Raw genomic sequence first — 20803 nt, 5'->3', positions numbered from 1 at the left:
GTCGAGCCGTCGCCCAGCTGGCCTTGGAAGTTCACGCCCCAGCAGTAGGCTGCCCCGCCGCTCGTCACGCCGCAGGTGTGACCGCCGCCCGCTGTCAGGCTTGCGAACGTGAGTCCGCCCGCCACGGCCACCGGCGTGCTGCGCTGGGTGGTCGAGCCGTCGCCCAGCTGGCCATCAGAGTTGACGCCCCAGCAGTAGCCTGCCCCGCCGCTCGTCACGCCGCAGGTGCGACCGCCGCCCGGTGCCAGGCTCGCGAACGTGATCCCGCCCGCCACGGCCACCGGCGTGGGGCGCTGGGTGGTCGAGCCGTCGCCCAGCTGGCCAGAGCCGTTCCCGCCCCAGCAGTAGGCCGCCCCGCCGCTCGTCAGGCCGCAGGTGTGACCGCCGCCCGCTGTCAGGCTCGTCCGAGTCACCGTCACCGGCGGGTTGTACGTGAAACAGCCCGTGCAGCTGCCGCTGCCCGCACTGGTGGTGTAGACGGTGACATCCACCGCCCCGGCCGTGCTGCTGGCCGGCGTGGTCCCCGTGAGCTGCGTGCCGCTCACTCGCACCAGACTCCCCAGCCGCCCCGTCCCGACCCGCACACTGTCAATCGTCGTCGGGAAGTTCGTCCCGGTGGTCGTCACCGCCGTCCCGCCCGCCAGCGGCCCGTTGTTCGGGCTCACGCCGCTCACCGTCACCGGCGGGTGGGGCTCGACGACGAGATCCTGCACGCACTGCACCCCGAAAAGCCCGAGGACGAGGCACAGCGCTATCGCGAGGCCGCGCCGGCGCGCACGACCGGCGTGGCCGAAGGGTCGAGCGACGCTGGCTGACCCGGCCAACGGCATACGCCTCCCCCTGTCTGCCAAGGAACGGCTCGGGCTGGCCGCCCTGGCGTTACCTCGGCCTGCCGAGCCCACTCATCGGCGATGTGCTTCAGCGGGCCGTTATGCTGGCGCAATGCAAGGGGTGTCAATGACCTGAATCACGGGCAGGCGGTCGACGGTAGGAGATAGGCGGAAGCGGCCCTACCGCCTGCCGCCTAAACACTAGTCGGGGCGAGAGGATTTGAACCTCCGACCTCCTGGTCCCGAACCAGGCGCGCTAACCGGACTGCGCTACGCCCCGATACTACTGGAGTTGCAGGGTTGCAGGGTTGCAGAGTTGCAGCGGCTGACAGGAGACAGTAGTCAGGTCGGGCGCCGATGCCCCTGACCCCTTGTCCCTTCACCCCGCTGCAACTCTGCAACTCTACCGCCGCCTTCGTTCCTCCCACCCTCGAATCCCCAACCGAGTGTTCAGTATGCGCCCAGGAGGAGTCGAACCCCCAACCTTCTGATCCGTAGTCAGACGCTCTATCCAGTTGAGCTATGGGCGCGATGGGCGGTACAAGATTCGAACTTGTGACCTCTACGATGTCAACGTAGCGCTCTAACCAACTGAGCTAACCGCCCGCGGTCTACCAGAGCGGGAAACGGGACTCGAACCCGCGACCCCAACCTTGGCAAGGTTGTGCTCTACCAACTGAGCTATTCCCGCGTGGTGGAGGCGAGGGGGATCGAACCCCTGACCTCTTGAATGCCATTCAAGCGCTCTCCCAACTGAGCTACGCCCCCACGGCTCCCCGCAGAGCCCCGAGCAGGGGGGGTCTTCCGCTGGGAGCCCGGAAACGTATTTTGGTGGCCCCAGAGAGTCAACGACTGACTCGGAAACATCGGGGCGCGTGATGGGTATCACGCGGCAAATCGGCTTGCCCAACCGGCGCCCGGGGGACCGGCGCCCTGCCTATAAAGGAAAGAGATGAAACAGCAGACCGCGGTCCGGAAGCGCCGTCGCCCGAGCAAGCCTCTGCTCCCGCTCGGGCCCGGTGAGGCGGATCGGGATATCCTCGACCAGTATCTCTACGAGGTCTCCGTCACCCCCCTCCTCAAGCCCCACGAGGAGATCGAGCTGGCCAAGAAGGTGCGCGCCGGCGACCACGACGCCATGCAGGAGCTGGTGCGCCGCAACCTCCGGTTCGTCATCTCGGTGGCCAAGAAATACCAGAACCGCGGCCTTCCGCTCACCGACCTGATCGGGGAGGGGAACGTCGGCCTCATGACCGCCGCGCGGAAATTCGATCCCGACCAGGGCGTGAAGTTCATCTCGTACGCGGTCTGGTGGATCCGCCAGGCCATCCTGGCCTCCCTCGCGCGTCAGGGCCGCACGGTCCGAGTGCCGCTCAACCGCACCGCGGACCTCTCCAAGATCGTCCGGACGGCGGAGGCGCTCAGGCAGTCCCTGAGGCGGGAGCCCACGCCGGAGGAGGTCTCCAAGGCCACCGGTCTCTCGCTGGAGGTGGTGCAGTCGCTCGCCGCGCTCAACAGCGGCGAGGTCCGTCTCGACGCGCCCTTGGACCCCGACGGCGATCGCTCGCTCATCGAGCGCTTCGTCTCCGATGAAGGGCCGAGCACCGAGGACCAGGCGATGGATCGCTTCCTGGCCCAGGAGATCGAGAATGCGCTGGCCACCCTCCCCCCGCGGGACGCCAAGGTGCTGCGCCTGTACTTCGGCCTCGACGGCGGGCGCGAGCACACGCTGGAAGAGATCGGCGGGATGCTCGGTGTCACCCGCGAGCGCATCCGCCAGCTTCGGGACCGGGCCCTCAAGCGGCTCCGCGAGGGCACCGTCGGCAAAGCGCTGGCGAGCTTCGCGGCATAAACTTCCGCGACGGCGGAACGGCGGTACGGCGGAAAGTGCGGCCCGCGGTACCGCCGTTTTCCGTTCCGCCCTTCCGCCCTTCCGCCGTTCCGCCGTATCTTCGCCCCGTGCTGGCGGTTATCGGCAGGCAGGCGGTCGGAGCGGTCGCGGGCTTCGGGCGGTTAGGTCATTTCCTGGCCGACTCGGCCCGCGCCCTCCCCGATGCCCGCACTTGGGGGCGCGTCCTCGCCTACCAGATGCGCCGCATCGGCGTGGACTCCCTGCCCATCTCCTTGTTCATCGCGGCCTTCACGGGGATCGTCCTCGCGCTCCTCTCCTCCTACGTCTTCACCGGTACAGTGCCCCTCTACCTCGTGGGGACGCTGGTCGGCAAGACCCTGATCATGGAGCTCGGCCCGGTGCTCACCGCGCTTGCCCTCGCCGGGCGCGTGGGCGCCACCATGGCCGCGGAACTCGGCACCATGAAAGTCACCGAGCAGGTGGACGCGCTCGAGACGCTGGCCTACGATCCGTTCGCCTACCTCGTGGTCCCGCGCGTGCTGGCCGGCACTCTCATGTTCCCGGTCGTGGTCGCGTTCGCGATGGGCATGGGGCTGTTCACCGGGTGGCTGGCCGCCACCACGCTGCTCCCCGTGACCAGCGCGGAGTTCTACCGCGGCCTGACGGCCTACTTCGAGGTGTTCGACATCCAGTACGGCCTGATCAAGTCGGCGTCGTTCGGCTTCGTCATCACCCTCATCGGCTGCTATCTCGGCCTGTCCACCCGTGGCGGCGCCGAGGGCGTAGGCAAGGCGACGACGCGCACCGTCGTCTACAGCGCCGCGATGATCCTGGTGCTCGACGCCTACTGGGCGGTCACCCTCCTGCGCCACCCATGATCGAGTTCCGCGACCTCCACAAGGCGTTCGGCCCGAAGCGGGTGCTGGCCGGCTTCTCGCTCACCGTGAACGACGGCGAGACGATGGTCGTCATCGGCTACTCGGGTACCGGCAAGAGCGTGGCGATCAAGCACGCCGTGGGCTTGCTCGAGCCGGACGCCGGCTGCGTGTCCGTGGACGGCGATGTCGTATCGGAGCTCGACCGCGCCCGCCTCACCGCGCTGCGCGCGCGGATCGGCTTCGTCTTCCAGTTCGCGGCGCTCTTCGATTCGATGACGATCCACGACAACGTGGCCTTCGGCTTGCGGCGCCGGAGGGACCTCACCGAGGACGACATCACCGCGCGCGTAACCGAGGCCCTCGCCCTCGTGGACCTCCCCGACGCAGAGCAGCGGATGCCGGCCGAGCTCTCCGGTGGGATGCGCAAGCGGGTCGGGCTGGCCCGAGCCATCGCGCTCCGGCCCAAGTACATGCTCTACGACGAGCCGACGACGGGGCTCGATCCCGTGACGTCGGCCGTGATCGACGAGCTGATGGTGCGCACCCGCGAGGCGCTGGGCGTCACCAGCATCGTGATCACGCACGACATGCGCTCGGCCTTCAGGGTGGGTGACCGCATCGCGATGCTGTACCAGGGCAAGGTGCGCGCGGTGGGCTCCGTCGAGGAGATCCGCGCGTCGGGCGACCCCGTAGTACGGGGCTTCATCGAGGGCCGTGCCGACGCGCGCTTCGCCGAGGCATCGGAGCCGCTGAGTCAGCAGCAGGAAGTCGCGGTGGAGGAGTCGCAGGGATGAAGCGCGCCAACGAAGTGCTCGTCGGCAGCGTCGTGCTCGGCGCCATCCTGCTGGTGGTCGCAGGCTCGGTCTGGCTCTCCCGCTCGAGCTTCGGCCGGAAGGACGTAGTGCACACGGCGCGCTTCCGCAGCATCGGGGGTCTGCAGAAAGGCAACCCAGTGCTGCTGCGCGGCGTCCGCATCGGCCGCGTGGACGACATCTCCCTGGGCGACAGCAACTGGGTCAACATCCAGTTCCTGGTGCAACGCAGCACGCAACTGCCCGCCCGGCCGGTCGCGATCATCCGCTCCACCACCCTCTTCGGCGACTGGGCCGTGGACATCAGCTCGCGGGACGCCCTGCCGGACGATCCCGAAGTACGGCGCCAACTCGACGACGCGGAGCGGGCGGGCGCGGATAAGTGGCCCGGCGCCACTCTCCCGGACGTGGGACAGCTCACCGCGCAGGCCGGCCGCATCGCCTCCGACATCGCGCTAATCTCGAGTCGCGTGCAGGACGCCTTCGACTCGACGTCTGCGGCGCGGCTGCGCGGCGCGTTCATCGACCTCTCGCGCCTCTCCCGGCAGCTCGCCGAGATCACCCGCACCCAGCAGGCGACGCTGAACCGCATCGGCAGCAACCTCGACACCGGCACGCAGGCCCTCTCGCGCTCGGCCCAGGCGCTCCAGCGCGCCACCCTCCGCGCCGACTCGGCCACCTCGCGCGAGCAGCTCCAGCGTATCATGAACCGCACCGATTCGATCACCGGCGACATCGCCGGCGTGGCCTCGAACCTCCGCAACCTCTCGGGCGCGGCCGCCCGGCAGCAGTCCGCGTTCGACAGCATCGTGTCGCACACCGACTCGATCCTCGCGAGGCTCGAGCGCGGCGAGGGCACCCTGGGCCGTCTGACGCGCGACACCACGCTGTACCACGAGTCGGTCTCGGCGGTACGCAGCCTGCGCTCCATGCTCGATGACATGCAGCGGAACCCGCGCAAGTACTTCTCGTTCTCGGTCTTCTAATGGCGAAGGACCCTCAGCCCGTGGAGGAGACGTCGGCCGGCGGCGTCGTGTTCCGGCGCGGCCCCGAGGGGCCGTCCGTCCTGCTGATCCGCGATTCCTACCGCAACTGGGGCTTTCCCAAGGGACACGTCGAAGCAGGAGAGGCCGCGGCCTCCGCCGCCGAACGCGAGATCGCCGAGGAGACCGCCCTGACGGGCCTGGTCTTGCACGGCCCTATCCAGGACATCGACTGGTTCTTCAGGTTCCGAGGGCGCCTCATCCACAAGACCTGCACTTTCTTCCTGTTCGAGAGCCAGGCCGGCGACGCGGTGCCGCAGGCCGAAGAGGGCATCACCGCCTGCCGGTGGCTCAACGTGGAGGACGCGCTCCGCACCATCTCTTACGCCAACGCGCGCGAGGTGCTGAGTGCCGCCGGCGCGCTGGTCGCGCAGCTAACGGCGTCATGAGCCCGCCTGTCATCCCCACCCTGCTCGGCAACGGTGAGGCGCGCCGCTGGCTCAGGCGCTCGATCCCGCCCGCCCGGGCTCGGCTGGTGACCTGTCGCAGCGCCGCGCAGCTCGAGCGTGCCATCGCCGGCTCGCTGGTCGATGCGGTGGTGGTGGACGGTCGGTTGCCCGGCGGGCGGGAAGCCCTCGCCGGCTTCCGCGCGGCGTATCCCCGCGTGCCGCGGTTCGTGTACTCCGCTTTCCGGCCCGACGACGGCGAGCTGCTGGCGGCATGCGTTGGAGAGGCGGCGGCGAGCCCGATCGTCGGGGGCGTAGAGGACCCGGTGGTGGGAGAGCTCGTACTCCCGCGCACCGCGAGCGCGCTGCGCCTCGCCCTGCTCGATCACGCTCCCCGGCTCCTCCGGCTGACCGATCCGCTCCAGATGCGCGCCTGGGCCGAAGTGATGCGGCGGGTGGGCGGCCGGCTGCGCACCATAGACGTGGCCCGCGCCCTTCACGTCTCCCGCGAGCACCTGTCGCGGCAGTTCGGCGCGGGGGGCGCGCCCAACCTCAAGCGGGTCATCGATCTCGCGAAGGCGGTGACCGCCGCCGACTTGCTCGCGAACCCCGGCTACTCGGTGCGCCGGGTGGCGCGCATCCTCGGCTTCGCGTCCGCCAGCCACCTCTCCGGCGCCGCGAGGCGCGTCGCCGGCGTCACGGCGAGAGAGCTCCCTGACCTCGGCCCGCGGGGCGTGCTGGCCGCGTTCCTGAGCGGCAGGACGCGGAGCCGGCGCTGAAGGACGTTCGATCCGCGATGCCCGACGCGACCAGCTGCCTTTTGACCTTTCGACCCATTCGTGACTATTTTTACAAGCTTTCCCCGAAGCGGTTCAACCCTCACTAACTCCACCTAAATGGCCAACGAAACAGCCCTGCGCCCCGGTGAACTGAAGAACGTACTCCTCCGCGAGATCGAAGCTGCCGATCTCTCCGCCGTCGATCTCGAGGAAGTGGGTACGGTGCTCGAGGTGAAGGACGGCGTGGCGCGCGTCTACGGGCTGACCAAGGCGTTGGCCGGCGAGATGCTCGAGTTCCGCTCGTCCACGACGGGGGAGTCGATCACCGGTCTGGCGCTGAACCTCGAAGAGGACAACATCGGGGCGGTCATCCTCGGCAACTACCTCAAGCTGAGGGAAGGCGACGAGGTCCGGCGCACCGCGCGGGTGTTCGAGGTGCCGGTCGGCAAGGCGATGATCGGCCGGGTGGTGGACCCGCTGGGGCGGCCGGTGGACGGTCGCGGCCCGATCGCGGCGGAGGGGTCGCGGAAGGTGGAGATGGTCGCGCCGGGCATCGTGGTGCGGCAGCCCGTGAAGGAACCGCTCCAGACCGGCATCAAGGCGATCGATTCGATGATCCCGATCGGGCGCGGCCAGCGGGAGCTGATCATCGGCGACCGCGGCACGGGCAAGACGGCGATCGCGATCGACACGATCATCAACCAGAAGGGCGGCGACGTCATCTGCGTGTACGTCGCGATCGGCCAGAAGAACTCCACCGTGGCCTCGGTGGTGGAGCGCCTGAAGGAGAAGGGCGCGATGGAGTACACGATCGTGGTGGTGGCGTCGGCCTCTGACCCGGCACCGCTACAGTACATCGCGCCCTACGCCGGCTGCACCATGGCCGAGCACTTCATGTACGAGGAGGGTCGCGCGACGCTGTGCGTCTACGACGACCTCTCCAAACAGGCCGCGGCCTACCGCCAGCTCTCGCTGGTGCTCCGCCGGCCGCCGGGCCGCGAGGCCTACCCCGGCGACGTCTTCTACCTGCACTCGCGGCTGCTCGAGCGCGCCGCGAAAATCGCGGAGGACCCGCAACTCATCAAGCAGGACCCGCGGATCAAGAAGCCGGGCGGCTCGCTGACGGCGCTGCCGATCATCGAGACCCAGGCGGGTGACGTGTCGGCCTACATCCCGACCAACGTCATCTCGATCACGGACGGCCAGATCTTCCTCGACACCGACCTCTTCTACTCCAACGTGCGTCCGGCGATCAACGTCGGCATCTCGGTCTCCCGCGTGGGCGGCAACGCTCAGATCAAGGCCATGAGACGGGTGGCGGGGCGGTTGCGGCTGGACCTGGCGCAGTTCCGTGCGCTGGAGGCGTTCGCGCAGTTCGGCTCGGACCTCGACCAGGCCACGTTGCGCCAGCTGGCGCGTGGCCGGCGCACCGTCGAGGTCCTGAAGCAGGGCCAGTACCGACCGATGGACGTCGCCCAGCAGGTCCAAGTCATCTTCGCCGTCACCAACGGCTTGGTTGACGACGTCGAGGTGGAAGACCTGAAAGCGTGGGAGGCGGGGTTCCACGAGCACATGGCCGCCAGCCACCCCGGGATCGCGGAGGAGATCCGCGTCAAGAAGACGCTCTCCGACGAGCTCGCGGCCCAGCTCCGGAGCGCCATCGAGTCCTACAAGGCGCTGCGCAAGTAGATGGCGAAGACCCGCGCCCTGAAGCGGCGCATCCGCTCGGTGGAGAACACCCGCAAGATCACTCGGACGATGGAGATGGTCGCCACGTCCAAGATGAAGCGCGCGCAGGACCGCGTCGTTTCGGCGCGGCCGTACGCCCAGGCGCTCGCGGCTGCCATCGCGGACCTGATGAACCCGGAACTCGCCGAGCGCTTTCCCCTTCTCAGGCAGCCGGTCCCGCCCGCCGCGGGCGGGCCGAAGCAGGCGGCCGTCATCCTCATCACCTCGAACCGGGGTCTGGCCGGGGCCTTCAACGCCAACCTCATCCGGATGGCGCGGCAGCGGATCGCGGACCTCCAGGAATCGGGCCACGAGGTGGAGCTGCACGGCGTCGGGAAGAAGGGGATCAAGTTCTTCCAGTTCGTCGGCCGCAAGCTCGCGGTGGCGCGGATCGACATCGGCGACCGGCCGACCGCCGCGCACGCCCAGGAGCTGGTGGCGCCGTTGATGGCTGACTACGAGGCGGGGCGGCTCGCGTCCGTAGACGTGGTATATGCCAACTTCAAGTCCGCGCTATCCACGCCGCCGGCGGTGATGAGGGTGCTGCCGGTGGAGGCGGAGGGACCGGGGGACCGGGGGACCGGGGGACAGAAGGGGGCGAGGTCGTCTTCCCGTCCCCCCGTCCCCCCGTCCCCCCGTCCCGCGTATTACATCCTGAAGCCGAGCGCCGATGCGATCCTCGGCGCGCTGCTTCCGTTGTACGTCAAGAACATGGTCTACCGCGCGCTGGTCGAGACGGCCGCCTCCGAGCAGGGAGCGCGCCGGACCGCGATGAAGAACGCGACCGACAACGCGGGCGAGATGCTGGACATCCTGCGGCGCACCTACAACCGGGCGCGGCAGGCGCAGATCACGCAGGAGCTGGCCGAGATCGTTGGTGGAGCAGAAGCGTTGAAGGGCTAGGGAGCAGGGAGCGGGGAGCGTAACCTGGGAACCGCACGAAAGGTACCGCTCCCCGCTCCCCGCTCCCCGACATTCGAGGATCAAATGGCAGAGAACATCGGAAGAGTCGTTCAGGTCATCGGGCCGGTCCTCGACGTGGAGTTCGAGCCCGAGATGCTCCCGGAGCTCTACACCGCGCTCAAGGTGGAGGGCGATGGCGTTCGCCTGGTGGCCGAGGTGCAGCAGCATATCGGCCGCAACCAGGTCCGCGCCGTCGCGATGACCTCCACCGACGGGGTGGTGCGTGGCATGAGTGCCCTGGACACCGGCGGCCCGATCACGGTGCCGGTCGGCAAGCACGCGCTGGGGCGCATCCTCAACGTGCTGGGCGAGCCGGTGGATGGCGGCGCCCCCATTCCGGCGGATGCGGAGCGGTGGCCCATCCACAGAGCACCTCCCAAGTTCACCGACCTCGAGCCCAAGACCGAGATCTTCGAGACCGGGATCAAGGTCGTGGACCTGATCGCCCCGTTCGTGAAGGGCGGCAAGATCGGCCTGTTCGGTGGCGCGGGAGTGGGGAAGACCGTCGTCATCATGGAGCTGATCAACAACGTGCAGAAGGGCCACGGCGGGCGTTCGGTCTTCTGCGGCGTCGGCGAGCGTACCCGCGAGGGCAACGACCTCTACCTCGAGATGAAGGAAAGCAAGGTCCTCGACTCGGTGGCGCTCATCTACGGCCAGATGAACGAGCCGCCGGGCGCGCGCCTGCGCGTCGGCCTCTCGGGCCTCACCGTCGCCGAGTACTTCCGCGACGTCGAGGGCCAGGACGTGCTGGTCTTCATCGACAACATCTTCCGGTTCACCCAGGCGGGCTCCGAGGTCTCCGCCCGCCTCGGCCGCATGCCGAGCGCCGTGGGGTACCAGCCCACGCTGGCCACCGAGATGGGCGATCTCCAGGAGCGCATCACCTCGACCAAGAGCGGATCGATCACGTCGGTGCAGGCCATCTACGTCCCCGCCGACGACCTCACCGACCCGGCGCCCGCGGCCGCGTTCAGCCACCTCGATGCGACCGTCGTGCTCTCGCGCGACATCGCGGCCATCGGCATCTACCCGGCCGTGGACCCGCTCGACTCCGCGAGCCGGATCCTCGACGCCCAGTACATCGGGGAGCGCCATTACAAGGTGGCCACCGCGGTGCAGGGGACGCTCCAGCGCTACAGGGACCTCCAGGACATCATCGCCATCCTCGGCATGGACGAGCTGTCGGAGGAGGACAAGGTGGTGGTGGCGCGCGCCCGCCGGCTGCAGCGCTTCCTCTCGCAGCCGTTCGCCGTGGCCGAGCAGTTCACCGGCATCAAGGGCAAGTACGTGAAGCTCCAGGACACCATCGACTCGTTCGAGCGGGTGGTTGCCGGTGAGTTCGACGAGCTGCCGGAGCAGGCGTTCTTCATGGTGGGTGGCATCGACGACGTGGTCGAGCGCGCCAAGCAGCTCGAGCAGGCGTGATGGAACAGGGGCACGGGGGCACCGGGGCACAGGGGTACAGGGGCACAGGGGCACAGGGGCACGGGGCGATGCGGGTCAGCGTGGTGTCGCCTGAGCAGGTGCTCTACGAAGGCGACGCATCCGCCGTGGTCGTTCCGGCGTATGACGGGAAGGTGGGGATCCTCCCTCGTCACGCCCCGTTCATGGCGTTGCTGGGCGAGGGGACCCTGGTCGTCAGGCAGGGCGGCGAGGAGCGCCGGTTCAGCGTGGCCGGCGGCTTCGTGCAGGTGGTGAAGAACGTGGTCCGCGTGGTGGCCGAAAAGGCGAGTGCCGCCTAGCTCGATGGGGTGCGCCGCAGTCTCTCGCCTTGGCATTAGCCGCCTGAATGGCGCGGCGTGAGCCGCGTCACCGTCCCGAACCGCGTGGCCCGTCCAGTTTGTCCGGACGGGCCACGTGCTTTTTGGCCTCATGGTGCTATCTTTGGGCGCGCCTGAGGCCAGAGCGGCCCGGCACCCCTTTCGGGAGGAATCCAATGCGTCGAATCGGTCAGGTTGCGGTGGCGTTGGTGCTGCCGGCGGTTCTAGCGGCGGAAGCCGCCTCGGCCCAGGTGGCAGGCATTCCTGTCTACTACAATCCGGGCGGTGGCACCGGCTTCTCGGTCGCAGCGAATGTCGGCAGGCCGAACGACGACGGCGGCGGCGGGACGGCGTGGGCGCTCACCGGCGGACTCAGCAACGGCCCGTTCTCGCTCACGGCCAGCTACGGGCACCGCAACGAGGGCGACGTCGGGACGCTGAACGGCCTGGACTACGCCACCTACGGAGGAACGCTCTCGTTCCGCGTGCTCGGAGGCGGGCTCCTGCCGCTCTCCATCGCGCCCCAGGTCGGCATCGGCATCAGCAAGGTCGGCGGGGTCACGGACACGGAGATCCCGATCGGCGTAGGAATCCTCATCAGCCCCCCGCTATTCCCGATCAAGCCGTGGATCGCGCCCCGCGTCCAGCTGTCGCGGATCTCAGGGACGGGCATCACGTCCACCAACGCTACGAGCTTCGGCCTGTCGGTCGGCGCGAACTTCAACCTGCTCCTCGGGCTCGGGTTCCACGCGGCCGTGGACATGCTGAAGGTCTCGAAGGACATCGACCCGACGGAGCCCACCGCCACCACCATCGGCGTGGGCGCGCATTTCAACTTCCGCGTGCCGATGATGTAGGACGCGGCGATCCCGGGGGCGCGCCGCTCGGCGCGCCGCCGCCCTTTTTTTCCCTCGATCCCAGACTCGGTGCGAACTCACTTGCGGACCAACGTGCGACGATTAGTCGTGACAGCCGCCATCGGTCTCGGCTGCGCCGGCTGCGCCATGAACTTCAACGCGCGGTCGCTCGGCGTGCCCGCCTCGATGTCACCCGCCGCCGGACAGGCCGTGGTGGGCGACACGTTCCACGTGACCACGCGCGCCCTGCACCTCTTCTGGGGGGCCTACCCGGCCCGCGTGCCCAACCTCCAGAACGCGCTGGCGGGCCAGCTGGTGGGCGGCGCCGGGGTGCAGAATCTGAGCATCCGCGTGCGGCGGCGGTGGTCCGACGTGCTGGTCACCGTGCTATCCGTGGGGCTCTTCGTCCCCACCTCCGTGACCTTTGACGGCGTCGTGACGCGCGGCGCTCCATAGTCCGCCTGGTGACCTGGATTCCCGGAAACCGGTGTCGCGCGAGGCTTTCCGGCGCGAGTGACCGGGGTCACCGTGCGCGAAGGCCGCCCTGTCGCTATTTTCGAGCGCCCCAAGCCCCGGGGTGCCGTCTCCCATCTCGCTCGTCGCGGGGCCAAACGTTTTGATGGAGGAGTTTCGATGACTGGTATCAAGCGTGCGGGTACGGCGTTGCTGGCCTTGGTCATGGCCGGCGGCGCGGGCGCGTCGCTCATGGCACAGATCCCCGGCATGCCGCTCTTCACCAACCCGCGGTACGCGACCGGTCTGCGCATCCACGGCGACATCGGCCAGCCGACCGACCAGGGGACGAACCTCGGAGACCTGACGGTGCTCCAGGGCGGCGTGACGTTCGCCCTCGGGCCCGTCGGCTTAGGTGCCAACGTGGGCGCGCTCCAGCGCACCGTCGACGCCGCGGCTATCTGTAACACATCCACGGGGGCCGGGTGCGACCCGAACTCGAACTTCACGGCCAGCGTGCTGGCGCAGATTCGCGTGGCGGGCGGCGGCCGGTCCAACCTTTCGCTCTCCGTCTTCGGCGGCGGCAGCATGGACGTCAACGCGCGTGAGATCGGGAACCTGCCAGCGGGCCTGCCGCAGGTGGTGCAGGACTCGCTTAACGCCCTGTACGCCGGTCCCAAAGTGCTGACGATTCCGGTCGGTGTGGCGGTCGGCCTGCGCATCCCGCTCGGTCTGGCGAGTCTCAACCTGTGGGGCGCGCCGCGGATGAACCTCACCCGCTTCACCGATTGTGCGGGTACCTGCCCGGACGGCGACAGCAACTTCCGCTGGGCTGTCGGCGCCGACCTGCCGATCTTCCGCGTTCTCTCGGTTCGGGCCGCGTACGACAGCGGCAAGATCGGTAACGAGACGGTGAGCTTCTGGGGCGTCGGCGCCTCCATCGGGCTCGGAGGGATGCGGTAGAGCAACCGGCTAGGTCGTGGGTCTTGGGTTTTGGGTTTCGACGAGGTGGATGACCAACTGAAGTGAGCGCTCGGCCGCACCGAGCCCCTGTTCGACTACTGCCCGTGCCGCCGCTCCTGCGTCGGCCCGGGCAGTTTCGTCGTGGAGCCAGCGGTCGAGCGCGGCGGCGAGCTGCGCCTGGTTCTTCGCGCTCCAGCCCCCGCCGGTTTCCAGGAGCAGTCGCGCATCGCGGCTGCTCTCCCAGTGCGGGCCGAACAGCACCGGCACGCCGAGGGCGGCGGGTTCGATGACCGAGTGCAGACCGGCGCGATGGAAACCACCGCCCACGTACGCGATCGCCGCGATCGCGTAGAGATCGGCGAGCACCCCGACTCGATCGACGAGACAGATCTCCCACGGCGTGTCAGACGGCGCGCCGTTCGTTTCCCGTTCCAGGTCCGAGAGCCGCCGGACGACGGCGTCCGCGCCGACCGCGTGCGCGATGCGGTCCTCGAGGGCGGCCAGATGCCGCGGCGTGGGCTCGTGGGGCGCGATCACGAGCCGGGGCCCGCGCGCTCCGCGCACCTCGGCGTGGGCGAAGAGGAGGGCACGCTCGTCGCCGGGCCAGGTCGAGCCCGCAACCACGGTCTGGTAGCCGTCTCCGCCACCGGTCAGAGCGCGGAGCGCGGGCGACCGGCGATCCACGCGCCCCGCGCGGGCGTGGGCCGCGTCGTGACGCGTGTCGCCGGTGACGACGATGCGGCGCGCGTCCACTCCGAGCGCCGCGAGGGCGCGCGCGTCGGCCTCGTCGGTGGCGCCGACCCGGTCGAGTGCCCGGTACGCGCCGCCTAGGAAGGCGCGGGCCAGCGCGCCGCGCCGCGACGAGGTCGGAGCCAGCGTCGCCGAAATCAGGGCCACGCGGACCTGCCGCCGCGCGGCCTGCCGCACCAGCTCCGGCCACACGTCGGTCGCGCTGAAGACCAGCGCCGTGGGCTCTAGCGCCTCCAGCGCCCGTCCCGTCTCGCCTACCGTGTCGAGGGGCACGAACCCTTGGAAGTCGGCCGGGAGCCCGGCCGCGAACCGCTCGGCGGAGGCGGAGCCGAAGGTGTAGGCCACCTGCCACTCGGGGCGCGCCGACCGAAGCCGGACGATGACCGCTTCCGCCTGACGCCCTTCGCCGACGGACGCGGCGTGGAACCAGACCAGCGGCCGGGACCGGTCGCGGCCATCCGCGGCCCACCCCACCATCCGGGCCGACGCCCCGCGACGGCCACGGATCGCGCGCGCCAGTTTTCCGTTGCCCCAGGCGAGGGGCGCGGCGAGCGGACCCGCGAGGGACCAGGCGGCGCGATAGAGGAACCCGGGCACGCCGAGTAGGTTACCTATCGCCATGCCGAAAGACTATCTCGCCAAGTCGCGCGCGCCACGCTACAGCGTCCTCTTCGCGCTGCCGCTGCTGCTCCTCTACGAAGGTCTCTCCGCGCTGCTCACCGGCTCGGCCGTCGAAGGCGTGCGCAACGGCGCGGATGTGCTGCTCAAGAGCCTCTTCCTCGCCCTGGGCGGCCGCGACGGGCTGGCGATCTTCGGGGTGGCGCTGCTGCTGGCTGGCGGCCTGCTGGTCTGGCGAGACCGCCGCCGGGCCGCCGAGCCGCTCGAGCCGGGGATCTTCGGCCTCATGCTCGCCGAGAGCGCGGTCTACGCGACGCTGTTCGGGTTCGTCGTTGGGGGGCTCACCACGGTGGTGCTGAGGGGCCCGCGCGGGCTGTCGGCCGGCGGTCTCGAAAGCCTCGGCCTCTCCACTCAGCTGGTGGTCTCGCTCGGCGCCGGGATCTACGAGGAGCTGGTCTTCCGCGTCCTCCTCGTGGGCGCCCTGCTGTGGGGCATGCGTGTCGTGCTCGGGACCGGGAAGGCGCTCTCGACCGCGGGCGCGGTGATCGTCTCGGCGCTGGTCTTCTCCGCCTTCCATTACGTCGGCGAGCTGGGCGACACTTTCACCGTTCCGAGCTTCACCTTCCGCGCCCTGGCCGGCCTCGTCTTCAGCCTGCTCTACGTGACGAGGGGGTTCGGGATCGCGGCGTGGACGCACGCGTTGTACGATCTCGGCCTGTCGTTGATCCTCCAGGTTTCAGGGGGCAGTGGGCGGTAGAGTTGCAGGGTTGCAGAGTTGCAGCGGCACCCAGGAGACAGGGGACGGGAGACAGTCAGGGAACAGGAAACTCGGGACAGGGGACAAGGGGACAGAATGATACGAGGTGCCGTGGTTTCGGTTAGGTGCATCCGTCCTGCTGCATTAGCGTGCTCCCCATGGCATCGCACCGGAACCTCAAGGCGTGGCAGCATGCCAAGACCCTGGCTGTGGACTGCGTGGCCGCCGCGCGGAGATTCCCTCCCGAGGACCAGGGCGCGCTGGCAGACCAGCTGCGACGCGCCGCCTACGGTGCCGCGCTTAACATCGCGGAGGGGTCAGGGCGCAAGGGCGCTCGCGACTACCGCAAGTTCCTGATCAATGCCCGCGGGTCGCTGGATGAGGTTGAAGCCATTCTCGAGATCGCCCGCGACGTGGAGTATCTCGACCTGAGTACCTTCGCGCGGCTGGAGGCCCGACGCGATGAAGCGGCCAAGACCCTCTACGGCCTGATCCGAGCGGTGGAGAAGCACGTTTGAGTGGACCGCCACGCCTGCAACCCTGACATCTACTCGCCTGTCACCCGCTGCAACTCTGCAACTCTGCAACTCTACGGCCGCCTGTTTTCCTTACTCCTGATGATGGAATCCAGTACCGATCGGAACACCTCGATTGGTTGAGCGCCGACCAGCAATCCTCCCTCGATGTAAAAGGTCGGCGTCGAGCGCGCCCCCGACCGGTATGCCCCTTCCGCATCCGAGCGGACCACGTCCCGCGTCGCGCCGCTGCGGACGCAGACCACGAGGGAGTCGCGGTTCGCGCCGGCCGAATCGCCGAGGGCCAGGAAGAAACTCCCCGGCTCGGTCAACCCTTCCCACCGTGCCTGGTGCCGGTACAGCTGATCGTGCACGGCCCAGAACCGGTTCTGGCGCGCCGCGCACATCGCCAGCTCGGCGGCGGGCACGGCGTTCCGGTGCATCGGGAGCGGCAGGTTCACGAATACGAAGCGGACCTTGCCTCTCGCGACGTACTCGCGCTCCAGCGCCGGCAACGTCTCGCGCCAGAACTGGGCGCAGTACGGGCACTGGAAGTCCGAGATCTCGTAGATGGTGACGGGCGCGGCGGGGCTGCCCTTGGTGCGCGCGGCGATCAGGTCGTCCTGCTGGAGCAGCGTCGCGACCAGCAGGAGCGGGACGAGCAGCAAGCGCATGTCGGTCAGTTGGCGATGGGAATGCGGCGCAGCGCGCCGCCGGCCCGGTCGAGCAGGATGATGTGTTCGCCGTCGGAGTCGAGGGCCGAGACGAAGCCGAGGCCGCGGGTGAGGCCGATGGCACTGGTCCCGCCGTCGGGGGCCAGCGACAGCACGTACAGGCCTTCGGGTCCGGCCGCGACGTAGACCGCCCCCGACGACATCGCGACGTCGTAGACGAAGCGCGCGCCGTTCCATTGCGCGGCGAGGCGAGGGGCGCGTGGGTCGCTGATGTCGGCCGTCACGGCGCCACCGTCGCCCGCCGCGACCGCCGCCCAGGCGCCGCGCAGCACGAGCCGCCGCCCGGTTCCCGGGATCGCCATCGCGCCGAGGGAATCGGCGACGCCGCTGTCGGTGACCGCGAGGGCGATCAGGGCCGTCTCGGTGAGCACCCACACGACCGGCCGATCCGGGTCCCAGACGACGTCCGTCGCGCGGCTCTGGAAGCCCCGCGGCGCGGAGAGCGCGGAGAGCGAATCGTTGGCGAGCTGCGCCAGGCGCACCGCGCCGTCGGTCACGATCGCGGCGCGGTCGCCGCGGACGTCGAGTGCGCTCACCTCGCCGCCGGCGAGCAGGCCCCCCGCCACCCGGGGCCCGGAGAGATCGAACCCGAAGAGTCCGGTCGAGGTCGCTACGAAGAGGCGATTCGCCAAGGGGTCCGGAAGGGCCGACGCGACACCTCGCAGCCCCCGGGCGCGCACCTCACCGCGCTCCATGCGGGGTCCGGTGGCGATCACTTCCACGCCCTGCTCGCCCGCCGCGACCAGGGAGCCGCGGCGCCACGAGATGTCGTTGGGAATGATGCTGAGCGGCAGGGCCTGGCCGCGAAGCGTGAGTGGCGGAGCGTGGCGGTAGCGGAGGTTGTACAGCTGGTCCACCTCCGATCCGATGAGGAACCCGGCGCCGAACCCGACCGCGGCCGAGAGAATGGAGACGCACGTGTTGCTCGAGCACTGGGCGTTGAAGCCGGGACTCGTGTGCGTGTACAGCAGGGCCGCCGCCTCGCCGATCACCGCCCCCACCCCGGCGAGAAGCCATTTGCGGGGCAACCGCCCGCGCTCCCGCCGCTGCGCCTCGCCCGGGCCGGCGCCGAGGACGGTCAGCGCCAGCGCCACGAGCACGTAGCGCCTCACCGAGCCGCCCCGACGCGGACCGTGAACCCTCTGCTCCGCACGACGCGTTGCGAGGTATGCCGGTCCTGCACGCTGATCTCCACGCTGTACCCGCCTTCCGGGTTGTCGTCGAGACCGATGGCCAGGTACTCCGGGGCCCGGTCGCGCCCGTGCAGGTCCACCTCGCGGTGGTAGCTCAAGACGACCTGGTCATCGCCCGCCGCCGTGAGACCGGCGGCGTCCATGGCGCCTCCAAGGATACGCGCCGCCAGGCCGTGCCGCTCGATCGACTGGAGTCGCACCGTCACCGATACGGTGAATGCGGCCGAGCCGGCGCTGTCGGGACGCAGACCGTACACCTCCCAGTAGAGGTGGACCGCCTGCCCCGGGGCGTACTCCCGCGCCGGGTTGGGATCGATGAAGAAGTCCCGCCGGTTCCGGGCCGCCTCGTCGCGGGGGGCGACGCGGTTAGCGAGCACCACATCGCTGAGGTCCAGCCCGTTCGCGGGCGGCGCGGAGATCTCGAGCGCGGCCGCGCCCCGGGCGGCCCTGCGGCTGCTCGGCTCGCGGGCCTCGACCCGCCAGCGGTACTCGCCCGGACCGAGCCGCAGCTCGAAGGTGCGCGCCTCGAACTGCCGATCTGCGCTCAACGTCACCGGCTCCTGTTGGCGCCGCTCGAGCAGGGGTCTCTCCAGGCCGTCGGCAAGGAACAGCCCCGTCTCGAGCGTGCTGCGCGCCAGGTCGATCCCGTTCAGCATCCGGGCCACCGGGACGCCCGCGAAGAAGATCACGCTCGCCATGCCCACGGAGTCGCGGAAGCGGGCGACCTGCACCGGGATGCTGTCCAGGGCCTCGGCGACGGGAACGTTGTCGAAGCGGACCGGTGCCCGATAGCGGGCGTCCTCCGCGAAGGCTAGGAAATCGCCGGCGAAGCGCGCGACGTTGTAGCCGGGCGCCCCGTAGAACACGAAGCGCAGCCGGCGCTCCGGATACCACCAGACCGTGGTGACCTGCCCGATCTGGTCGGGGCGCGCGCCCTCGGTGTTGGCCGCGAAAGTCGCGATCACGGGCGGGGGGCCGTAGCGGATGTAGATGACGCCGCGATCCGTCTGCCAGCCCCTGAGGTGCAGCTCCGGCGCCGTGTACCGCAGGTCCGCGTAGGCCACCCTGGCCAGGTGCTCGACGCGGTGCTCGTTCACGGGGGTCAGGCGCAGCGGGTCGGAGGCCGACCAGTAGACGCGCTCGGCCTCGCGTCGGTCCGCATCGCTCAGGCGCCGGTACACCTCGGCGTCCGCGCGGCGAAGGATCGTGGACAGGTCGAGGACGGCGTCGCGATCGGTCGGAGTCATCAGCGCCAGCGCCGAGTCGAACGCCGGCGCGGCCTCGGCGTCGCGCTCCAGGCGCACCAGGCCCAGGCCGAGGGCGAGCTGGGCCCGGGCGCTCGAAGGCGCGCTGCGCTCGAAGGCGCGCGCGGCGCTCAGGTACTCCTCGAAGCGGGAGGCGTCGTGAAGGATCGCGAGCAGCCCGCTGGCGGCGCCCTCGTGGCCGGGGCGAGCCGCGAGCGCGGCCCGGTAGAACCCCTCCGCCCCGCGCAGGTCCGCTTCGGCCGGCTGCTCGACGACGGTGCTCTGCCGGGTGATGAAGTTGCCCGCGTACTGCCACTCTTCGAGCGCGAGCTCGGGGTCGAAGGTCAGGTTGCCGTTGAGCAGGCGGCGGTGTTGCGCGTTGTCGGCCCGGCGCAGGAAGAGGTCGCCCAGCTCGGACTCGATGTCGGCCTGCGCGCTCGAGTCGCCGCGGGCGCGCGCCGCGCGCTCCGCGCGACGGAAGAATCGCGTCGCCTCGAGGCGCAGGAACGGCATCTTGAGCTTGAGCCGCCCGAGCTCGAGCAGGTACCGCGGGTTGTTGGGGTCGAGGTCGAGCGCGCGCTCCAGCGACCGCTGGGCGTCGCGACGTCGCATGAGGTCCGCAATACCGGAGCCCGCCGTCCTGGCGAGCAGCAGGCCGCGAAGGTAATGCGCCTCCGCGAGGCCGGGGAACCGGCGCATGGCGCGAGTGAGCGCCGCGATGGCTTGGGCGGTGTCCCCTCTTGAGGACAACTCTGCCGCGGTGACCAAAAAAGTGGACGCCGCGGGGCTCGGGATCTGCGCCTTCGCGGGGGGGGCCGGGCGAGCAAAGATCAGGGCAGGGGCCAGCAAAACGGCCATCCGCCAAGGGTTAGGGCGGGGAGGCGGCGTCCTCTTGCGCCCAACAGGTGCGACACGTACAATAGCTATCATTGGTCGGGAGCGCTGCGAGGTTGACCCCGATCTGCCAGCCGGAAGCACGACAAAGACAACAGTAGCGACGCACGCCGATCTGCGCTACAGCGGCGCGGTGCATTGCGGTGAATGGGCTCGCCTTGAGGCGGCCCGAGTTCGTTCAAGGTTGACCGTCCGTCTGGAGTGAAAAGGAGGGGCACCGTTTGCTCGATATTTGGTCAGGACGTCGTAGCAATCATATCACAATTGAAGGAGGCATCACGGTGCAACAGGCGTGGACGCGCTGGTTGACGCGCGCCCTGTTGCTTGCCGCGTTCGTGCTGGTGCCGACACTGGCGCGGGCGCAGACGGGCAAGCTCACGGGCGTAGTGACTGATGCTCAGTCCGGCCAGCCGGTGGACGGGGTGCAGATCCTCATTCGCGGGACGGGGATCGGGTCGCTGACGGATGAGAACGGGCGGTACTTCATCCTGAACTTGCCGGTGGGCGAGGTCACGCTGATCGCCCGGCGGATCGGTTTCCAGACGGTGGGGCGGTCGAACGTGCAGGTGGTCATCGACGTCACCCGCACGGTGGACTTCCAGCTCACCGCGACGGCGCAGATCCTCGAGGAGATCCCCGTCACGGCGGCGTTCGCGCCGCTGGTGGAGCCGGGCGTCACGGGATCGCACACGACGCTCACGAGCGCGGACATCGAGGCGCTGCCGGTCGTCGGCATCGGCGGGGTGCTGCAGCTGCAGCAGGGGTATTTCCAGGTCCCGGAAAACACCGAC

General features: G+C 69.6%; 21 protein-coding genes and 5 tRNA genes. 16 read left to right on the top strand and 10 right to left on the bottom strand.

The genetic code is table 11. The features are described from left to right. The 6 genes from Q8Q85_14260 to Q8Q85_14235 all read right to left on the bottom strand — a co-directional run. A partial coding sequence (locus Q8Q85_14260; GenBank protein MDP3775419.1) for an IPT/TIG domain-containing protein occupies nt 1-830 on the bottom strand: 830 nt, incomplete at its 3' end. A gap of 205 nt (nt 831-1035) precedes the next feature. Continuing rightward, nucleotides 1036-1110 (bottom strand) — tRNA-Pro (locus Q8Q85_14255). 176 nt (nt 1111-1286) lie between these two features. Continuing rightward, nucleotides 1287-1360 (bottom strand) — tRNA-Arg (locus Q8Q85_14250). A 2-nt stretch (nt 1361-1362) separates the two neighbouring features. Continuing rightward, a tRNA-Val gene (locus Q8Q85_14245) sits at nt 1363-1436 on the bottom strand. 12 nt (nt 1437-1448) lie between these two features. Next, nucleotides 1449-1521, bottom strand: a tRNA-Gly gene (locus Q8Q85_14240). A 1-nt stretch (nt 1522) separates the two neighbouring features. Next, nucleotides 1523-1598 (bottom strand) — tRNA-Ala (locus Q8Q85_14235). Nucleotides 1599-1782: 184 nt separating this feature from the next. Here Q8Q85_14235 and Q8Q85_14230 point away from each other — a divergent pair. The 13 genes from Q8Q85_14230 to Q8Q85_14170 all read left to right on the top strand — a co-directional run bounded on the left by Q8Q85_14230 (nt 1783) and on the right by Q8Q85_14170 (nt 13307). Beyond that, on the top strand, nt 1783-2682 hold the full coding sequence (locus Q8Q85_14230; protein ID MDP3775418.1) for an RNA polymerase sigma factor RpoD/SigA: 900 nt from the start codon (nt 1783-1785) through the stop codon (nt 2680-2682). Nucleotides 2683-2789: 107 nt separating this feature from the next. Continuing rightward, nucleotides 2790-3560 carry an ABC transporter permease gene (locus Q8Q85_14225; protein ID MDP3775417.1) on the top strand — a complete coding sequence of 257 codons (771 nt, stop codon included), beginning with the start codon at nt 2790-2792 and terminating at the stop codon, nt 3558-3560. Further along, nucleotides 3557-4354 (top strand): ABC transporter ATP-binding protein, encoded by a 798-nt coding sequence (locus Q8Q85_14220; GenBank protein MDP3775416.1) that lies wholly within the window; start codon nt 3557-3559, stop codon nt 4352-4354. Before Q8Q85_14225 ends, Q8Q85_14220 begins: the two co-directional genes overlap by 4 nt. Then, a complete protein-coding gene (locus tag Q8Q85_14215) occupies nt 4351-5358 on the top strand; it encodes an MlaD family protein (protein MDP3775415.1) in 1008 nt (335 codons plus the stop codon). Before Q8Q85_14220 ends, Q8Q85_14215 begins: the two co-directional genes overlap by 4 nt. Continuing rightward, nucleotides 5358-5804 carry an NUDIX domain-containing protein gene (locus tag Q8Q85_14210; GenBank protein ID MDP3775414.1) on the top strand — a complete coding sequence of 149 codons (447 nt, stop codon included), beginning with the start codon at nt 5358-5360 and terminating at the stop codon, nt 5802-5804. The genes Q8Q85_14215 and Q8Q85_14210 overlap by 1 nt, the downstream gene beginning before the upstream one ends. Next, entirely contained in the window at nt 5801-6580 is a 780-nt protein-coding gene (locus Q8Q85_14205; GenBank protein ID MDP3775413.1) for a helix-turn-helix domain-containing protein, read from the top strand. The genes Q8Q85_14210 and Q8Q85_14205 overlap by 4 nt, the downstream gene beginning before the upstream one ends. 117 nt (nt 6581-6697) lie before the next feature. Continuing rightward, nucleotides 6698-8269, top strand: coding sequence for a F0F1 ATP synthase subunit alpha (atpA, locus tag Q8Q85_14200; protein ID MDP3775412.1), 1572 nt, complete (start codon nt 6698-6700; stop codon nt 8267-8269). Then, nucleotides 8270-9211 (top strand): ATP synthase F1 subunit gamma, encoded by a 942-nt coding sequence (gene atpG / locus Q8Q85_14195; GenBank protein ID MDP3775411.1) that lies wholly within the window; start codon nt 8270-8272, stop codon nt 9209-9211. 84 nt (nt 9212-9295) lie between these two features. Beyond that, on the top strand, nt 9296-10699 hold the full coding sequence (atpD, locus tag Q8Q85_14190) for a F0F1 ATP synthase subunit beta (GenBank protein ID MDP3775410.1): 1404 nt from the start codon (nt 9296-9298) through the stop codon (nt 10697-10699). Between the two features lie 68 nt (nt 10700-10767). Continuing rightward, nucleotides 10768-11016, top strand: coding sequence for an ATP synthase F1 subunit epsilon (atpC, locus tag Q8Q85_14185; protein MDP3775409.1), 249 nt, complete (start codon nt 10768-10770; stop codon nt 11014-11016). Nucleotides 11017-11210: 194 nt separating this feature from the next. Further along, nucleotides 11211-11891 (top strand): hypothetical protein, encoded by a 681-nt coding sequence (locus Q8Q85_14180; protein MDP3775408.1) that lies wholly within the window; start codon nt 11211-11213, stop codon nt 11889-11891. Nucleotides 11892-11999: 108 nt separating this feature from the next. Then, nucleotides 12000-12347 carry a hypothetical protein gene (locus tag Q8Q85_14175; GenBank protein ID MDP3775407.1) on the top strand — a complete coding sequence of 116 codons (348 nt, stop codon included), beginning with the start codon at nt 12000-12002 and terminating at the stop codon, nt 12345-12347. A 177-nt stretch (nt 12348-12524) separates the two neighbouring features. Then, the gene (locus tag Q8Q85_14170; GenBank protein ID MDP3775406.1) at nt 12525-13307 is read left to right on the top strand and encodes a hypothetical protein; all 783 of its coding nucleotides are present in this window, start codon (nt 12525-12527) and stop codon (nt 13305-13307) included. A 9-nt stretch (nt 13308-13316) separates the two neighbouring features. Here the strand turns inward: Q8Q85_14170 and Q8Q85_14165 are convergent, their stop codons facing one another. Continuing rightward, complete coding sequence (locus Q8Q85_14165; GenBank protein ID MDP3775405.1) at nt 13317-14678, bottom strand: glycosyltransferase N-terminal domain-containing protein; 1362 nt, start codon at nt 14676-14678, stop codon at nt 13317-13319. Between Q8Q85_14165 and Q8Q85_14160 the strand changes: the two genes are divergently transcribed. Next, complete coding sequence (locus tag Q8Q85_14160; protein MDP3775404.1) at nt 14677-15432, top strand: CPBP family intramembrane metalloprotease; 756 nt, start codon at nt 14677-14679, stop codon at nt 15430-15432. The two genes, Q8Q85_14165 and Q8Q85_14160, sit on opposite strands and share 2 nt — an antisense overlap. A gap of 158 nt (nt 15433-15590) precedes the next feature. Then, nucleotides 15591-15950 carry a four helix bundle protein gene (locus Q8Q85_14155; GenBank protein MDP3775403.1) on the top strand — a complete coding sequence of 120 codons (360 nt, stop codon included), beginning with the start codon at nt 15591-15593 and terminating at the stop codon, nt 15948-15950. Between the two features lie 71 nt (nt 15951-16021). Here Q8Q85_14155 and Q8Q85_14150 read toward each other — a convergent pair whose 3' ends face one another. Genes Q8Q85_14150 through Q8Q85_14140 form a run of 3 tightly spaced genes read right to left on the bottom strand, consistent with a single transcriptional unit; the run spans nt 16022 to nt 19817 of the window. Continuing rightward, nucleotides 16022-16621 (bottom strand): thioredoxin domain-containing protein, encoded by a 600-nt coding sequence (locus Q8Q85_14150; GenBank protein MDP3775402.1) that lies wholly within the window; start codon nt 16619-16621, stop codon nt 16022-16024. Between the two features lie 5 nt (nt 16622-16626). Then, nucleotides 16627-17793 carry a hypothetical protein gene (locus Q8Q85_14145; GenBank protein MDP3775401.1) on the bottom strand — a complete coding sequence of 389 codons (1167 nt, stop codon included), beginning with the start codon at nt 17791-17793 and terminating at the stop codon, nt 16627-16629. Beyond that, complete coding sequence (locus tag Q8Q85_14140; GenBank protein ID MDP3775400.1) at nt 17790-19817, bottom strand: GWxTD domain-containing protein; 2028 nt, start codon at nt 19815-19817, stop codon at nt 17790-17792. Before Q8Q85_14140 ends, Q8Q85_14145 begins: the two co-directional genes overlap by 4 nt. Before the next feature lie 476 nt (nt 19818-20293). On the opposite strand from Q8Q85_14140, the gene Q8Q85_14135 reads away from it, so the two are divergent. Continuing rightward, nucleotides 20294-20803: carboxypeptidase-like regulatory domain-containing protein (locus Q8Q85_14135; GenBank protein MDP3775399.1), on the top strand; the 510-nt coding region annotated here is incomplete at its 3' end.

The sequence above is a fragment of the Gemmatimonadales bacterium genome (assembly GCA_030697825.1).
GTDB lineage: Bacteria > Gemmatimonadota > Gemmatimonadetes > Gemmatimonadales > JACORV01 > JACORV01.
This window is presented reverse-complemented; position numbering and strand designations above follow the sequence as displayed.

Bases quoted from the DNA above. Each gene is read 5' to 3' on its own strand.
- Q8Q85_14230 (MDP3775418.1), top strand. From the start codon at position 1,783: ATGAAACAGCAGACCGCGGTCCGGAAGCGCCGTCGCCCGAGCAAGCCT.
- Q8Q85_14220 (MDP3775416.1), top strand. From the start codon at position 3,557: ATGATCGAGTTCCGCGACCTCCACAAGGCGTTCGGCCCGAAGCGGGTG.
- Q8Q85_14215 (MDP3775415.1), top strand. From the start codon at position 4,351: ATGAAGCGCGCCAACGAAGTGCTCGTCGGCAGCGTCGTGCTCGGCGCC.
- Q8Q85_14210 (MDP3775414.1), top strand. From the start codon at position 5,358: ATGGCGAAGGACCCTCAGCCCGTGGAGGAGACGTCGGCCGGCGGCGTC.
- Q8Q85_14205 (MDP3775413.1), top strand. From the start codon at position 5,801: ATGAGCCCGCCTGTCATCCCCACCCTGCTCGGCAACGGTGAGGCGCGC.
- atpA (MDP3775412.1), top strand. From the start codon at position 6,698: ATGGCCAACGAAACAGCCCTGCGCCCCGGTGAACTGAAGAACGTACTC.
- atpG (MDP3775411.1), top strand. From the start codon at position 8,270: ATGGCGAAGACCCGCGCCCTGAAGCGGCGCATCCGCTCGGTGGAGAAC.
- atpD (MDP3775410.1), top strand. From the start codon at position 9,296: ATGGCAGAGAACATCGGAAGAGTCGTTCAGGTCATCGGGCCGGTCCTC.
- atpC (MDP3775409.1), top strand. From the start codon at position 10,768: ATGCGGGTCAGCGTGGTGTCGCCTGAGCAGGTGCTCTACGAAGGCGAC.
- Q8Q85_14180 (MDP3775408.1), top strand. From the start codon at position 11,211: ATGCGTCGAATCGGTCAGGTTGCGGTGGCGTTGGTGCTGCCGGCGGTT.
- Q8Q85_14170 (MDP3775406.1), top strand. From the start codon at position 12,525: ATGACTGGTATCAAGCGTGCGGGTACGGCGTTGCTGGCCTTGGTCATG.
- Q8Q85_14160 (MDP3775404.1), top strand. From the start codon at position 14,677: ATGCCGAAAGACTATCTCGCCAAGTCGCGCGCGCCACGCTACAGCGTC.
- Q8Q85_14165 (MDP3775405.1), bottom strand. From the start codon at position 14,678: ATGGCGATAGGTAACCTACTCGGCGTGCCCGGGTTCCTCTATCGCGCC.
- Q8Q85_14155 (MDP3775403.1), top strand. From the start codon at position 15,591: ATGGCATCGCACCGGAACCTCAAGGCGTGGCAGCATGCCAAGACCCTG.
- Q8Q85_14150 (MDP3775402.1), bottom strand. From the start codon at position 16,621: ATGCGCTTGCTGCTCGTCCCGCTCCTGCTGGTCGCGACGCTGCTCCAG.
- Q8Q85_14140 (MDP3775400.1), bottom strand. From the start codon at position 19,817: ATGCGCCGGTTCCCCGGCCTCGCGGAGGCGCATTACCTTCGCGGCCTG.